The organism is Pseudomonas sp. NFACC10-1 (assembly GCF_900119195.1).
GTDB classification, from domain to species: domain Bacteria; phylum Pseudomonadota; class Gammaproteobacteria; order Pseudomonadales; family Pseudomonadaceae; genus Aquipseudomonas; species Aquipseudomonas cerasi.
In genome coordinates this window covers 1-15,616 of the sequence record NZ_FPJB01000011.1, presented here as the reverse complement: position 1 = coordinate 15,616, position 15,616 = coordinate 1, and the positions used below count along the sequence as shown (strand labels likewise).

Below are 15,616 nucleotides of genomic sequence, written 5' to 3'. Positions count from 1 at the left end.
GCCCGAATTGCCGGGCGTCGATAGGAAGTGTTTCAGGAGCAGCAGAATGGGCAGGTATTTGGGTGTTGTGATTATGTTGCTAGGGCTGACCGCCTGCGGCATCACTGACCGTGTAGGCAAGCGAGTCGATGACACATGGGCAGGCGACATGCTGTTCAGCAGCGATGAAAAGATCGTTTTGACCGTGGACGGCGGCAACCAGTTGAACCCCAATACCTCCGGCATGCCTTTGTCCGTCGTGACCAGGGTTTATCAGTTGACCTCACTGGACAAGTTCAACAGCGCGGACTCAAACACGCTGCTGGACCACCCCGAACAGGTGCTCGGCAACACCGTGCTCGATACCCGCGAACTCGTGGTTTTGCCCGGGATGGGTCAGGTCCAGACCTGGCCACTCGCCAAGGAAGCACGGTACATCGCAGTAGCGGCCTTCTTTCGTGATGACAGCGGCGGCCGCTGGAAAATGGCATTCAATGCCGACGCGTTTCGCAAGGACGGAATTCTGTTTTCATCCGAGGGCGGCCGCGTGCTTCTGGACGTGAACCGCATCAGTGCCGAGCGAGGGCAAGATGTGCTGCAGATGCCCGAAGAACAAATCATCGCGCCATTACAGCCAGCCCAGCCAGAGCATACGGAGCCTGGGCTTATGGAGCGCATGCAGTCAAAGGCCGCCGAATCTGCCGAAGACGCTGCCAACAATTCTATTAAGAAGTCGCTGAGCAATACATTTGATTCAGCTCTGGAAGGTGCTAAATGAGTAAAAAGAGCCGTGTGATGTGGTCAGAGGGCATGTTCCTTCTGCCACAGCACTTCCAGTATCAGGACGAGTTCCACCAGAACCAGCTGGCTCAGGCGACGCTGCGCTCGTCACCATTTCATTGGGGCGTGCAGCTTCTGGAAGTGGATGAGCAAGCCTTGGTCAACGGCGTGCTGCAACTCAAGCGGCTACAGATGGTTTTCCCGGACGGCTCGCTCTTTGACGCACCGCAGCACGACCCGCTGCCTGCTGCGCGCGATTTGAAAGATGTGCAGCACGGTTCGGAGCTGAAAGTGTATGCGGCGTTGAAATTGGCTGAACCGTACAGTGCCAATTACCTGGACGAAGGTGAAGAGCGCAAAGGCGCACGTCGCTACCGTAAAGCATTTGATATGTTGCCTGATATCAATGAAGGCGAGCTGGAAAACGAAATTACCAGCCTGCGACTTAATGTGGTGCTGCTGATCGATGGTGATTCACTCGATGGCTACAGCTATTGCCCGCTGACCCTGCTTCAGCGCAACAACATTAACGGATTTAGCCTGGACACTCAGTTCATTCATCCTGCCCTGCACATCGGGTCGCATGAAACGTTGCTGAAAATTGCCCAGCGCCTGCTCGCACTTCTGCAGAGCAAGAGCGAAACACTGTCTGGCCGCCGCCGGGAAAGAGCTGACCAGATCGCTGAATTCGGGTCTAGCGATGTCAGCCTGTTCTGGCTGCTTTATACCGTCAATCGCGCGTATCCAGGTCTTGCTCACCTGCTTCAGCATCCGAGGCTGCACCCAGAGCAGTTGTATCGCTTTCTGGCTGAGCTGGCGGGCAGTCTGCTGACTTTTTCCCTGAGCGCACAGCTCAATGATATCCCTGCCTACGATCATCATGATCCCGCCACTTCGATGATAAAGCTCGACAGGCTGGTTCGCGAACTGCTCAACAGTGTTGTGCCCAACCAATATATTCCGATCAGCCTGGAACAGACTCGTACGTCCTATTTTGTGGGCCGCCTGAACGATCCACGCTTGAGTGAGGCTGACTTTTACATTGCGGTTCATGCAGACATGCCAGGTGCTCAGGTTCTTGAACTGGTACCACGTGCCTTCAAGGTCGGCTCGCCGGAAGACATTGAGGTAGTGGTCAATACGGCAATGCCGGGGGCGGCGCTCAGTCACTGTGTGCGAACCCCAAATGCCATTCCCGTTCGTCTGGACAACCAATACTTCTCGATCGAACCCCATGGCCGGGTCTACGAACGCATGATGAAAGCTAACGCCATCGCGTTCTATGTACCCAGCGCATTTAAAAATCTCAAGCTTGAACTGATGGCGGTGCTCAAATGAATGATGCCGTGATGCAAGGCGGCGTTACTGCCCCAGCGCAAACACTGACACTCAAGGATATGGTCAAGGACTTCATGACCATGGCGCTGATGATTCGTCGCGGAAGCAAGGTGCGCGACGTCTCAAGGCTGCGTGCCAGCGTCGACGAATTCTTTCCCGCGCTTGAGCGGGATGCGCGTCGTGCCAACTACAGCGTCGAACAAGTCAGGGATGCGCAATACGCGCTATGTGCGTTTCTGGATGAAAGCGTCTTGAATGCCGGGCAGAGTGAAATACGCAATCAGATTGAAGTTAATCCGCTGCAATTTCAGTACTTTGGCGTGCATTTGGCTGGTCAGGGTTTCTTCGAGAAACTCGAAGCATTGCGCACTGACGTGAAACGCAACCTTGATGTCCTTGAGGTTTATCACCTGTGCCTGGCACTGGGCTTTGAAGGCAAATACAGCCTTGAGAAGAAAGATCAACTTCGTTACATCGCCAATACCCTGGGTCAGGACATCGCTCGTTACCGAACCCCGCGCAAGGCGCTTTCCCCAGATTGGGCACTGCCCGATCAAGTGTCTCAGATGTTCCGTTATGAAGTCCCCTTGTGGCTCTACCTGGTACTCATCGCACTGATATGCGGTGCCGTTTACCTGACCCTGGACTGGCTTCTGGGCAAAGAGGTGGCAGCACTGGCCGAACAGGTCCGTCAGCTGTTCGGCGTTTAATTCAGTTACGGATCCGGTCAGGAAGACATGAAAGCATTATTGCGTTGTTTGAAAAATTTCTGGTTTGCACTGGCACTCCTGTGGACCGTCGGCTTGCTCGCTTGTTGGCTGGCACTCCCGCGCTGGAATTTCACGCGGGAAAACATTTACGTGGCCATGGCCCTGATCAGTGCCTTCTGCCTGCTGCTTATTGTGCTGCGTCAGTACCGCAGAATTCGCGCAGAACAGAACATCGAAAGCCTGGTGCAACTGGAGGTAGACAGGTCGTTAGGGGCCGAGGGCGAGTTTCGTGACCAACACGTACTGCGCGAGCGCCTCAAACACGCTATATCGATGCTGCGCTCATCGCGCTCTGCGGGCGGCGGCGGAGCATCTGCGCTTTCTGATCTGCCATGGTATCTGGTCGTCGGCATGTCAGCATCGGGCAAGACCTCGCTACTGACACGCTCAGGTCTGTCAGCGACCATTGCCGGAGCTCAGGCGAGCGGCATGGACAGCGGGACTCAGCACTGCGACTGGTATTTCAGTCCTGACGCAGTCTTGATTGATACTGCGGGCCGCTACTTGCGCGATGACCAGTCAGCCAGCGAGTTCGCCTCGTTCCTAAAGCTACTGCGCAAGCAACGCGCCAAACCCGCCGTTAACGGGTTGATTCTGGTGGTGAGCCTGCCAGAGATTGTCTCTGCTACCTTGGCCGAACGCGAAGCCCTGGCTGCCCGTCTGGTTTCTCGTATTGATGAATACAGCGAGTGCCTTGGTGTTAACCCTCCGCTTTATCTGATGCTCAGCAAGACAGATCTGCTGCCAGGCTTCAACCAGGCCTTCGACGGTATGGACACTGCACAACGCCAGCAGCCTCTGGGCATGACGTTCGCCTTGTCGGATGTGCGCGCCAAAGGCCTGCGCGCCGTCATGGAAACCAAGTTTGCCCATCTGCTGGAGAGCGTGCGACACCACGTGGATACCCAGCTGATTATCGGGGGCAAAACCGCCAGCGCCGAGCTGCTGCAATTTCCCAATTACTTTGCCGAACTGTCGACCGTTATCTCTGGTTTTCTTGACCAGTTTGAACGCTCAGCGCAAGGGCATACGCCTCCTATCGTGCGAGGCGTCTATTTCACCAGCGCCCTGCAGACAGATGAGCAGTTGCCACCTGTCTATGAGGATGCTCTTGGAGATTACTACGCGCTTGAGCCCAAAGAGCATCCGATACACAGCGATATACGTAGAAAGATAGGCGACAAGAGCTACTTCATTACTGAGACATTTCGTCAGGTGGTGTTCCCGGATCGCAACCTGAGCCTTTACTACTCACGCCTGGGCCGCACACGATCCTTGACCCCTGCATTGATCGCGATAGCGGCTTTGGCAGGTATAGGCTTGATCGCGTGGGAGGCGGTTTCCTATAACAAAAACCGTGAAATGCTGGCGGGCATCGCAAGCGAACTGACACAGCTTGAGACTGCACCCGATCGGTCAGATCGGCTGCGCTCGGGGCAGGCGATGGAAACATTGCGTGTTTACCTTAGCGAGTTCGAAGGATACGGCAATCACGGCGTACCCTTCGCGTTGGGCGCAGGCCTGTACAGCGGCGATGATCTGCTGATCCCGCTGCGTGAGGCGTACCTGCAGCAGCTACGTACCCAAGCGCTGGAGCCCATCGGCAAGTACTTGCAGGTGCAACTGCGCGAGCTTAACCAGTTTGCTCAGACGGTGGATCGGAGCCCACTGGCGCCTACCGATAAACGTCGCTCTGCCAAACCCCCGTTAAAAAAATCGGCAAAAACACCGAGCATCAGTGCGTTGAAAGCGACTGTCAGCCTTCCGCGTAACAGCGCAGATCTGACCGGACAGCTACGCTCGGGCGTCAACGAGGCAGGTGAAGCCGGGCGTCGCAGAACGCTGGATGCTCTTCGCGATAACGCCAAGTCCGAATCAACTACGGATCTTGCCGAAGACACCGCACTGACTGCCGGGTTGTCACTGTCGGAAGACAGCCTCAGCCGGCTGACAGAGCAACAAGTGTCTTCAGTGATCAAGGCTTACAGCGCACTTAAGCTTTACTTGATTCTGTCGCGCCCGGATGAACACCGCGATGCCGAATTCGTTGCTGATGAACTTCCTCAAGCCTGGGCACTGGCGGCGCAGGCCGAGGGCCAAGAGATCAGTCCAGCACTGATTGAAGCCAATACCGCGATGTACGTGCGCTACCTGCAACAAGGTACCGCGCCAGCGCTGCGACGTAATGAGCAACTGGTCAACGACACACGGCAGAGCCTGCGTTCCTTCATGATCGCCAGTTCTCTGGTTGATCGTGAGTATCTGCGCCTTCAGCTGGAGTCGAGCCGTCAGTTCCCGTCGCTTACGCTATCGGACATGGTGCCCGCAGCCGGACGTGATCAGTTATTTTCGGCGGAAGCAGTACCTGCCATTTACACCCGACAAGGTTGGGAAGAGTTTCTGCAGCCCGAACTGATCAAGTTGCTGTCAGGCAACCTGCGCAACGACAGTGACTGGGTACTCGATAGCGAAGGCAGCAATGGCATGGTTCAGAAAGCCAACTTCGTGCGTGAGCTGATGGCTCGCTACAAAGCCGACTACGCAGATGCCTGGTTCAGGATGCTCAGAGGCGTAGGTGTGCGTCATTTCACCGACATGGCCAATGCCACCGAGCGTTTGTCAGTGCTTAGCGACGTGCAGAACTCTCCCGTCAAGAGTCTGTTGCACGCCGTGAACCAGAACACGTCGTGGGACTTGCCCAAAGTCAACTCTGCGGCGTCTCCGAATAAAGCGGACGACGGGTTCTGGAGCGGCATCAAAGGCACCTTCAGTACCCAGAGCGAGCAAGCCGAAAGCCTGGTAGTGACATTGCCACGTGTTGACGATGGAAGTCTGGCAAAACGCTTCGAACCCGTCGCACGCCTGTTCGCAACGCAAAATGCAGAGGGCGCGGACAGCACGGTGATGGATCGATATCTGGCAGCGTTACGCAAGCTCAAAGTGCGTTTGACCAATATTCAGCGATCGCAGGATGTCGGCAAGAACAGCAAGCTATTGATCAGCGAAACACTGGAAGGACAGCCGTCCGAAGTTACACAGGTACGCAACTACATCGAGACCAGCGTCGATACCAGCGAAGGAGGCCTGTCGAACTCCTTGCAACGCCTGTTCAACTCGCCACTGCAGTTTGCCTGGGAAACACTTCGCGACCCGGCTGGCCAACAGATCGCAAAAGCATGGTCGCAGGATGTCGCCCGCCCCTGGAAACAGGTCATGGCTTACCGGTACCCCATTGTGGCTGGCAGTGAAAACGAGGCATCAGTCAAGGATTTGCAGCGTTTCGTCGATCCTGAAACAGGTTTGCTGCCCGCGTTCAAACGCAACGAAATCGGCAACCTCGCCGGCGGCGAAGGATTGGGCATGGGTACAGGCGGCAACGCCGCGCCTCTGGTCAATACACGCATGATTGACAGCATCGACAAGGCCAGCTCGGTAGGACAGGTCATCGCCAGTTTGTCTGATCGTGAAAACGGCTTCGAAATCATGCTGGAGCCATCGGCTCGTTACACGGACATCATTTTCACGCTCGACGGACAGGAACAGCATTATCGAAACGGTCGTACCAGTTGGAACCGGTTCTCCTGGCCGGGTACCTCCAACGCACCGGGGGCACGTCTGGATGTAGTGACTCTGGAAGGCCAACGCATCACTGTTTTCGACTACCCGGGCCGTTGGGGCTTGCTGAAGATGAACGACAGTGCTCGCGTCACCGATCTGGACACGGTTCAGCAACGTTTCAGCTGGCAGTCGGCCGCCGGGCCGGTAAGCCTGGTCGTTCGTAACTATGGCGGCGTCAAAATGACTGACCTGGCACAGGTCAAATCATTGAGCGTGCTTAACGACCCTGGGCAGAAAAACTGATTATGGCAAGCCATCACAGAGGGGGCACAGGCTGATGATCGGATGTTTTGGCAAAGTGCCCGCGAGTGCCGACTTCGTCAGTTTGAACGGAGCCATGCCTGAGGTATGTGAGTTCGATCTGTGGCTACAAAACAGTCTGGGACGCCTGCAGACGCGTGAGGATTGGCGGGAATTGTTTGATGAGTTGCCCGTGTGTTTTTTCTCATACCGCAGTCGCAATGGACAGTGGCTGCTGGGTGGATTCATAAGCTCGCGGGACGCCAGCGGCAGACGTTATCCATTTATGGTATTTCAAAGCATAAAGGTGGATCCCAGCGACCCGTTCATCAATCCGCACACGTTGTGCGAGTTGTTCGCCGGGCAGATAAAACCGCTTCTCATGCAGGCCGCGCAGGGAACGGACATAGAACAGATTTTTGCTCGACTCAGAACCATGCGTTTGTGGACCGCCAAGGATCTGGATCTCTATCGACGTGTGCATGACAAGTTTCTTATGGACTTTAACCTGCGTGATGTGTCGCGGCCACTGCGACACAGCTATCCGGAGTTCGGTACCCAGTCGGGGCTGGCCAGCCTTTACAAATTGCGCAAGGCCATGAGGAACAATGAGCCGCCCGCAATAAGCCTGCCTCTGCCAGCAGAAAGCGGCCTGAAGCGCCCCATGGCTGACTTATGGTGCACATTGCTGTCACGTCTGCGCGGCAAAACGGGCATGCCGGATGTCAGCGTGCTGGTAGACAGCTTTATGCGACCGGGACTGCTGTGCTTTCCGTCGCGTGGAAACAGTGAAATGTATCGGATGTTGACCGGTATCGCTGCACCCGAGGACCGCTACAACCTGCTGGATCCTTTACCGGAGCCCGCGTCTGCCGCCTCGCTCGTGTTGCCTGCCGATCACCTTGCATTGAACGACTTTATTGAGCGTTTTATAGACGCTCGGGATGAACAGTATTGATGAACAGGCTCAAATATTACTTTCTCAAGTACCAGCCATATGTTCTGGGGATTGCGTTCTTCCTGGCCATCTTCCTGGTGTGGTCGCTCGGTGTAGCGATGGGGTTTTCCTCCCTTCACAGCCTGCTGGCCGGGATAGGAGTGTTTCTGTTGCTATCGGCTGGTTATGTCCTTTTCATGGGACGAAGCCACGCACCGCGCCACGACCTTGAAGCGCTTCTACGTGATGACGCCGATCAGGCCGTGTTGAATTCCAGCCCGCAGGATCGCGAGGAAGTCAGCCTGCTACGCGAGCGCCTGCTGCAAAGCATCGAGCGCCTGCAGGGCAATTCAGGGAAGAAAGCATCCAGTAAAGACGCACTCTATGCGTTGCCTTGGTACTTGGTAATCGGCCAGCCCGCGTCCGGCAAAAGCACCATGCTGTATCAGTCCGGATTGAATTTTCCCTATGCGGAGCGAGAAGGCGCACGCGTCGCAGGACTTGGCGGCACCCGCAACTGTGACTGGTTTTTCAGTTCTGAAGCAGTGTTACTGGACACTGCCGGCCGCTATATGGATAACCAGGAAGAGGCTGGCAAATGGCGTGCGTTTTTAAGTCTGCTTCGACAACACAGGCAACGGCGCCCGCTTAACGGCCTGATCGTCGCAGTGAGTGTAGAGGATGTTCTGAAGTCAACGCCCGACAGCCTCGAGCGTCTTGCCAAGCGCCTGCGCGAACGCATTCAGGAAGCGCATGATCTGCTTGAGCTGCGCCTGCCTATCTATCTGGTGTTCACCAAATGCGACCTGATACCAGGCTTCACTCACTTCTATCGCCAGCTCGATAACCAGACTCGTGGCGAAGTAATGGGCAAGACATTTGCTCACGAAGGTTTCAGGCAGTCCGATTGGGGCAAGCGCTTCACCGCGGCAATGGGCGAATTGGTAGACCATTGGCAGCAAATTGCCGATCAGCAATTGGTGCAACAGGACATTCAGCTGACCAGACAGGACCCGGCGGCGTATCGCTTCCCTCTGGAACTGACAGCGCTCAAACCATTGCTTGAGAGTTTTGTTACCGACTTGCTCAGAGCGAACCCGTATCAGAGTGCCGAGCTGCTCCGCGGCTTCTATTTCACCAGTGCACTCGACGCTGATAAAGCTACGCAGGGATTGTATGCACAGCATGTCACCGAGCGCTTTGCGCTGGCTGACTCGTCAGCCGAACTGCCGGTTACCGGGCAGACGCAGCCGATGTTTATCAATAGCCTTTTTCAGAAGGTCATTATCCCTGATCAACATCTTGTGGCGCTGTACACCAGCAATCGCAGCGAAACCCGGCGCAAAGGTATATGGATCGGCACAGCCGCATTGGCAGGCTTGCTGCTTTGTGTAGGCTGGGGCGTTTCGTACAGCAATAACAAAGCAGCCATCCAGGCAATTTCCGGCGGGCTGGCCGTAGCACAGCAAAAAGACGAACACACCAGCGGCCAATACACCCAATGGCAGACTCTGGATCAACTGCGGCAGACTTCAGCAGATCTTTATACTCGTCACCACGGTGGCGGCGTACCGCTGAGCATGCGTCTGGGGTTGTACAAGGGTTATGACGTGGAGCCCTATGTACGTCAGCGCTATTTCGCACGTCTTGAAAGCGTAATGCTCAAACCGACTGCCGATAACCTGACCCGCTCGTTGTACCTGTTGAGCAGTATCAAGATATACCAGCGCAACGCGCCGACGCTTACAACCGTGACAGGAATCGACAGCGTCGAGCCGCGCGCGCTCCCTGTGGATAACCGCGCGCAGTCAGTTGCGACCTTTGGCAAGACCACGCTGGACACCTACTTGATGCTGTCTAAGGCGCAACGTGAGCAAGCCGATCCTGCGGTATTAAAGGCTCGCATTCCTGATTATTGGTATCCGGCGATCTACAAGCAGGTTCAACGCGATACAAACGTGTCAGCTCAAGCTGCTGGCGAGGTCGATGACTATCAGTTTGCCGGGCGTCAGATAGCATTCTATAGCGATCAGATCCGTGAACTTGACGTGCCACGCATTCTCAACAATGCATTCTTGATCTCCAGCTCGCGCAATTACATAAATAGCCTGCTCTCACAGTCGTTGCGCGCTATCGAAACCATCACGCTGGAGTCCGACACCCTGTTTGCGTTTGGCCGCGCGGACTTTCAAAGCCTTGAGCTTGCCGGGCAACGCCAGTTGAGCGCCATCGCCGGGAAACTGCTGAACACACCGAACGTGGGCAAGATCGTGATCACTGGCCACGCAGACCAGATTGGCGATGCGCAGAGCAACCTGCAGGTATCCAGACAGCGCGCGCAAACCATCAAAACCTACCTGGTAGGTAAAGGCTTGCCGAGCGAACTGGTCGACGCGGTCGGTGAAGGCAGCAATAAACCACTGGTGCATTGCGACATGCAGATGCCGCGCGCCGAGCTCATCCACTGCCTCGAGCCCAACAGACGAGTCGAAATCGAGGTGCGTGCGCTTAACTGAGCCGCCCCCGAGGTAAAACGATCGCCATGTGTGTGCCTGCTTCGGCATGCATGGCTTTAGAACGGCCCAGCCATTAGGTGGCAGGGTCAAACACAGGGCGATCCAACTTGTGGATCAATGAAAGCCCTTTTAAGGAGAAATGAAAAATGGCATTTGACGCATTCCTCAAAATTGACGGCATCCCGGGTGAAAGTCTGGACGACAAGTTCAAGGACTGGATCGAAATCCTGAGCTACACGCACGGCGCTACACAGGCGACTTCGGCGACTGCCAGTTCGTCTGGAGGCGCTTCTTCCGAGCGCGTTAACCTGAGCGACTTCACGGTTATCAAGTATGTCGACAAGGCTTCTCCCAAAGCCTTCGAGTCATGCTGCAAAGGCCAGCACATCAAGGAAGTTGTCCTCAACCTTAACCGTGCCGGCGGCGACAAGCTGACCTACATGACCATCACGCTGGAAGAAGTGGTCATCTCTTCTGTCACCTTCCTGGGCAACATGCCTGTGGCTGGCGAAACCAAGGCGGAGAGCGATCTGCCATTGGAAGAGATCAAGTTCAACTTCTCTCGCATCAAAATCGCCTATACCCAGCAGAAGCGTTCTGATGGCGCAGGCGGCGGTAAGGTTGCAGGCGGCTGGGACCGCTCGTTGAACAAGGTCTACTCCTGAGTAAGGCCTAGGGCGACTGACGTTGTTCGGCCGCTCAACCGAGGGTCCCGCGCCTGTATGGGCGCGGAGGCCTTCTCTTTTCACCTTTGAATGCAGAGCCGTCCATGTCTGACATCCTCGAAGACCTTTCGCTGGCCACATTGCGTACTCCCATTCAGGGTGGCGCGGGCGAAGACCTGAGTTTTTCCAGCCTGTTCGATCAGATCAAGGAGGCACGCCGCGCCGATGTCGACTATCTGACTCAGGGCGACTGGCAAACCGATCTGAAACAGGCCGACTGGGAGCAGGTTGTGCAACTGGCCAGCGCCGGGATTGCAGAACAGAGTAAAGACTTGATGCTGGTCGCATGGCTAGGTGAAGGTCTGGCGCACAAATATCATTTCCGCGGTATCCGTTTCGCGCTGGCAGTGGCTCAAGCCATGCTGGAAGATTTCTGGGACACCCTGTTCCCTTCTCTGGAAGACGGCACCGAAGAGCGTTCTGCTCGCTTGGGGTGGTTGAATACAACCTTGGCCGAAGTGGTCCGTACGCTACCGATTACCCAGGGACAGGGCTACAGCCTGTTCAAATATGATGAATCTCGACAAGTTGAAAACCTGGCTCGACAGAACTCGTCGGCAATGAACCAGGCTCTCGAAGAAGGCAAGATCAACGCTGAATTGTTCCAGCGCTCGGTCGTGCTTACCGATACCGATCACCTGAACCGTAAATACGCGGAGATGAGTGAGTGCCTGGTTGCCTGCAAACAATTGCAGTCGACCATCGACAGCGTCTTTGAGCGCGACGTACCCAGCTTCCTCGCACTCAATGACGTACTTACCCACGCCCGGCAGTTGGTTGAGCGATTGCTCAAGGACCGGGGTGTCGAGGTGGCAGCACCCGCTAACCAACCAAAAGATGAAGCTGAAGTCGAACCAGTCAGCGAGCGGCCTGTAACTCGAGTCGACAACCCGGCAGCCAGCGCGCCCATGCGCACCGTGCCACTGACCCGGGACGAAGCGTTTGCCCTGCTGCAAGGCGTAGCACAATTTTTCAAGCAGACCGAACCCCATAGTCCGGTGCCCTATCTGGTAGAGCGCGCCATCAAATGGGGCAATATGCCGCTGGAAAGCTGGCTGAGCGACGTGATCAAGGACGGTAGCGTCGTCGATGGCATTCGCGATCTGCTGGGCACTCTGCCGCAGCGCGATTAAAAGCTCTGACAGCCAACCACAAGGAGTATCAACATGCGCCCGATCATTTTGCTGAACGATCCGACCGACAGGGCCGGGGTTGTTGTCGAAGGATCTCCGACCACTCTGGTCAATGGTCGACTGGTGGCCAGAGTCGGCGATAAAGTCATGTGCCCGCATGGGGTCTGTGCAATCGCGACAGGTGACACGTCAACGTTGGTAGATGGCCGGCCGGTTGCCCGCCATGGCGACAAGACTGCGTGTGGCTCCAGTCTCATCGCCACCAACAGTGACTGTGGCATATTTTAAGGACGACAGCATGTTGAAGCCCTATGGCCAAGGTCATCGCTCTTTATGGGATGTCATTGGTGAGCGACGCGAACAGGAACAACGTCAGGCTACTCCGGCACGTCAGCCAGCAGACTATGACCTCACACGCGTCAAAATTGACAACGCCTGGCTGTGGCTGCCGAACCTCGAACCTGCTCAAGCTGCGTCAGGGACATGGCTTGGAGCCGTTAACGGAGATTTTGAACACGATCCAAGATTGGTCAGTCCATCGGGCCACCGTTATAACCTGCGTCGCATTCGCCTGCCCCAGCACAAACCGGAAATCGATACGTTGCCACGTACGCTTCAACTGCTTGAGGCCATGCTCGCACAATGGGCTGATTTCGCAGCCAGCGTCGATTGGGAAAACACGAAGGTAGTACTGTTTGCGCCGTCGGGCATCGCCCCATCAGCATGGGAGAATCATGCTTTGCCGATCTGGCCGTTTGATTACCTCCCCGGCGAGGGCTTCGACACTCCTTCGCTGAACTTTGATGAATGGTTGCGCTGGGCGCTTCAAAACGATACGGAAGCGTCTTGCCTGCTGTGCGTCAGTATAGACACCTGGGCAACAAAAGACCGGGCTGGCGCTCTGCCCAGCGACGCCATGGTCGGTGAAAGCATCTCGATCGTGCACCTGCGGCGTGTAGACCACGCCAACCCCGACGAGGAAAATACCTGGCAACTCTATCCAGCCATGACCCGCGAACACTCTCCGCGTGCATCGCAGCCAAGGCAAAGCAGCGCCGATCTGCAACAGCTGGCAGAGGCCCTTTGCGAGCAGAGGGGTATTCAACCGAACGACATCCAGGCACTCGTCATCGACGGTCATCTTCATGACAGACGTCTAGAGCAGCTCTCTCATTACGCAAGTACCCAACTGCCAAACCTGGTGGTAGCGGAGCATGTCGCTGGGCAGGCATTACTGGCAGGCGAGCGAGGAAGGAGCGCGACTCAACTAACGTCACTCGCACTTGCTTTTCACGCAGGCAGGGCGAGGCAGGGATCGGTGCTGATATTTGATAGACACGCCTCTACTCAGACTCAAGCCTGGTTGCTGAGTACCGGCAAGACGACTGCGCAAGCTGGCGATGAGGTAGCCGAACACCGCGGGCTTGAACACGACGGACAGAGCAAAGACTCATGAAGGAAAATTTTGATTTCAATCCAAAATCCTGCTCGATCAATGATCTGAATCCGGGCTGTGTCGAAATGTGGACACTTGGCCAGCAAGTGGCTATCAGGCGCTTGTGCGTGAAGACCCGCGCCGAATACAAGCAACCGGCCAGGTATGAACTGCTCAAGGACTTCAGTACGCGGGCTGCGCGTATCGCAGGCAATTACGCACGTATTTACCTGGAGCAAGAGCACAACGGCCAGCCCGAACAAAAAGGACGGTTTTACTGGACAGGGTTAGCGGCGTTTGCAAGCAAACAGGTCATGTGTGCATTGGATTATTCCAGTAACACAAAGATGCGCTATTTGCCACCCGCCGTACCGCCCTTGGAGATTACCAAGATATTTTTGGGCAAGGGAAACTTCTGGTTATTCCAGGACATCTTCGTCTGGCACTGGTTTTATATTAATTATCCACAGCAGTTCAATGAGTGCATAAAGACTCGGGACTTTAGTACGTATGACCCACGATTCAAGCAAAGCTTTGCGCAACTGCCATGGATTGATGATGCACTGCCCAAAATAAACAACCTGAAGGTAACTGATTATCTGGTAAGCGGCTTCAAGTTGATATCGGCTGTAGAGAAGGAGCCGGCAGGTACACTGCGTGAAAAATACAAATTTCAGTCCCTCCTGGCAATTGCCAAACATGAACAACTGATGATATTGCAACCGTTGATATACGAGGATAAAAGCTTCAGGGCACTGTTGTACATGCAAACGTGGGTTGAGGGGTACGGAGATGTTCCGCGCCGACTGGCGTCCCTGAGTGTTGAATGCGATACAGGCGACCCGGAGCAGGATGTCATCATGTCCGATGGCGAGCTGTACGACGCCGAGGACAGAATGATTTTTATTACAACAATTGCCTCTACGTATCATCGGAGAATGCAAAGAAAAAATGTTGAGATGGAAAAGGCAATTATGACGATAGGGACGTGGAATGAACGCACTACTTAAATATATGATAGCGGCTTTCATACTGCTGACCGGTTGTGAGGATTCGGATATGAATACAAAAAATCGTGAGATCGAACTCTCTCTTGGAGTATCAATTGATACTGTCTTGGCTTCAACATCTGTAAAACTGCGAAAAGACTGCGATGATACGATGTGTCTCTACCAATTTATAGTGCCGTCAAAATCCTCTGAACTGATCACTGTAAAGGTACGCTCAGCATCCACCATATTAGCGATTGAGAACGTTAGCTCAACCACTATCGTCACCAATCCCCTAGGGCTTATTACAGATATAGACGTGTATGTAGCAGGAGTATCAACCCATGCGAAACATGAAGACGCAATGGCGTACTTTTATCAACAAGTACAGAATCTAGACGCTGCGGGATGGCAGCGTTACATTTTCCCTAATGAAGCGAGAATACCCGGTACAGAAGCCGACAAATTTACCAACTTAAATGAAGTGCTAGGTAAAAATGTTGGTACAGGTCCCTGGATGGACCCAAATCTCAAGCTTACGAAGCAGGTATGGGTCTCATTGCCTATGATCAACACGTGGATGTTCTACAGCGGTCACGAGTATCTTGATCTGATGGTACAGCGCGAGAACAGCAAAGACGACCCGCAGAACCGTGGATCTTACTTGTTTACATGGACGTTCAAATCAGAAAGTGAGTTCTACGCCGAATTCGTGAGAGGCGAAGATCGCGCACGCTGGAGAGAACTTCTGCCTGCCGAATTAACCCGAATGGGGAAAGAGCGGCAGAAGACAGAGGCGCAACTGAAAAAAATGGGCATAAAGATCGATGAAAACTATAAAGATGCCAAACCTCCCGTAGAAGCGGGTTAAACCAAAGATACGTCGCAAACCGATTCAAGCGGTAAAGGAGTTACACCATGGATCTGACATTCGGTACCGCCCTCAGCCAGAGCGGACGCCTGCTGCAACTCACCACGCCGCTGGGCGAGCATCAGCTTCAGGCCCTGCGCATGCATGGGGTCGAGCGCATCGGGCGCGTTCCTCGCTACACCCTCGACGCGGTGGTGCAGGACACCGAATACGATCCTGAAAAACTCATCGGCCAGCCGGTCAGCCTGGCGATTCTCTGCGATGACGGTTCTCCCGCGCAACGTC

13 protein-coding genes are annotated in these 15,616 nt (G+C 54.9%); all 13 read left to right on the top strand.

The window, feature by feature from the left end:
* Positions 1-46: 46 nt before the first annotated feature.
* Positions 47-757 (top strand): type VI secretion system lipoprotein TssJ, encoded by a 711-nt coding sequence (gene tssJ, locus BT119_RS24775; protein ID WP_072367083.1) that lies wholly within the window; start codon positions 47-49, stop codon positions 755-757.
* Positions 754-2,097 carry a type VI secretion system baseplate subunit TssK gene (gene tssK, locus BT119_RS24770; RefSeq protein WP_003372334.1) on the top strand — a complete coding sequence of 448 codons (1,344 nt, stop codon included), beginning with the start codon at positions 754-756 and terminating at the stop codon, positions 2,095-2,097. Before tssJ ends, tssK begins: the two co-directional genes overlap by 4 nt.
* Positions 2,094-2,807, top strand: a complete 714-nt coding sequence (gene icmH, locus BT119_RS24765; RefSeq protein WP_010406254.1) for a type IVB secretion system protein IcmH/DotU — start codon at positions 2,094-2,096, stop codon at positions 2,805-2,807. The genes tssK and icmH overlap by 4 nt, the downstream gene beginning before the upstream one ends.
* A gap of 27 nt (positions 2,808-2,834) precedes the next feature.
* A complete protein-coding gene (locus tag BT119_RS24760) occupies positions 2,835-6,728 on the top strand; it encodes a type VI secretion protein IcmF/TssM N-terminal domain-containing protein (protein WP_072367082.1) in 3,894 nt (1,297 codons plus the stop codon).
* 34 nt (positions 6,729-6,762) lie between these two features.
* Positions 6,763-7,683, top strand: coding sequence for a type VI secretion system-associated protein TagF (gene tagF / locus BT119_RS24755; RefSeq protein WP_003372340.1), 921 nt, complete (start codon positions 6,763-6,765; stop codon positions 7,681-7,683).
* Positions 7,683-10,178, top strand: a complete 2,496-nt coding sequence (tssM, locus tag BT119_RS24750; RefSeq protein ID WP_072367081.1) for a type VI secretion system membrane subunit TssM — start codon at positions 7,683-7,685, stop codon at positions 10,176-10,178. The genes tagF and tssM overlap by 1 nt, the downstream gene beginning before the upstream one ends.
* A gap of 146 nt (positions 10,179-10,324) precedes the next feature.
* Entirely contained in the window at positions 10,325-10,843 is a 519-nt protein-coding gene (locus BT119_RS24745) for an Hcp family type VI secretion system effector (RefSeq protein ID WP_005730234.1), read from the top strand.
* Positions 10,844-10,947: 104 nt separating this feature from the next.
* Positions 10,948-12,036, top strand: coding sequence for a type VI secretion system protein TssA (gene tssA, locus BT119_RS24740; RefSeq protein WP_010439132.1), 1,089 nt, complete (start codon positions 10,948-10,950; stop codon positions 12,034-12,036).
* 33 nt (positions 12,037-12,069) lie between these two features.
* On the top strand, positions 12,070-12,324 hold the full coding sequence (locus BT119_RS24735) for a PAAR domain-containing protein (RefSeq protein ID WP_005730232.1): 255 nt from the start codon (positions 12,070-12,072) through the stop codon (positions 12,322-12,324).
* Positions 12,325-12,334: 10 nt separating this feature from the next.
* Positions 12,335-13,492: a hypothetical protein gene (locus BT119_RS24730; RefSeq protein ID WP_072367080.1), complete on the top strand. Its 1,158-nt coding sequence runs from the start codon at positions 12,335-12,337 to the stop codon at positions 13,490-13,492.
* Positions 13,489-14,481 (top strand): DUF2515 family protein, encoded by a 993-nt coding sequence (locus BT119_RS24725; RefSeq protein WP_003372350.1) that lies wholly within the window; start codon positions 13,489-13,491, stop codon positions 14,479-14,481. The genes BT119_RS24730 and BT119_RS24725 overlap by 4 nt, the downstream gene beginning before the upstream one ends.
* The gene (locus BT119_RS24720; RefSeq protein ID WP_003372352.1) at positions 14,465-15,331 is read left to right on the top strand and encodes a hypothetical protein; all 867 of its coding nucleotides are present in this window, start codon (positions 14,465-14,467) and stop codon (positions 15,329-15,331) included. The genes BT119_RS24725 and BT119_RS24720 overlap by 17 nt, the downstream gene beginning before the upstream one ends.
* 47 nt (positions 15,332-15,378) lie before the next feature.
* On the top strand, positions 15,379-15,616 hold a 238-nt coding region (locus tag BT119_RS24715), incomplete at its 3' end, for a hypothetical protein (protein ID WP_139271378.1).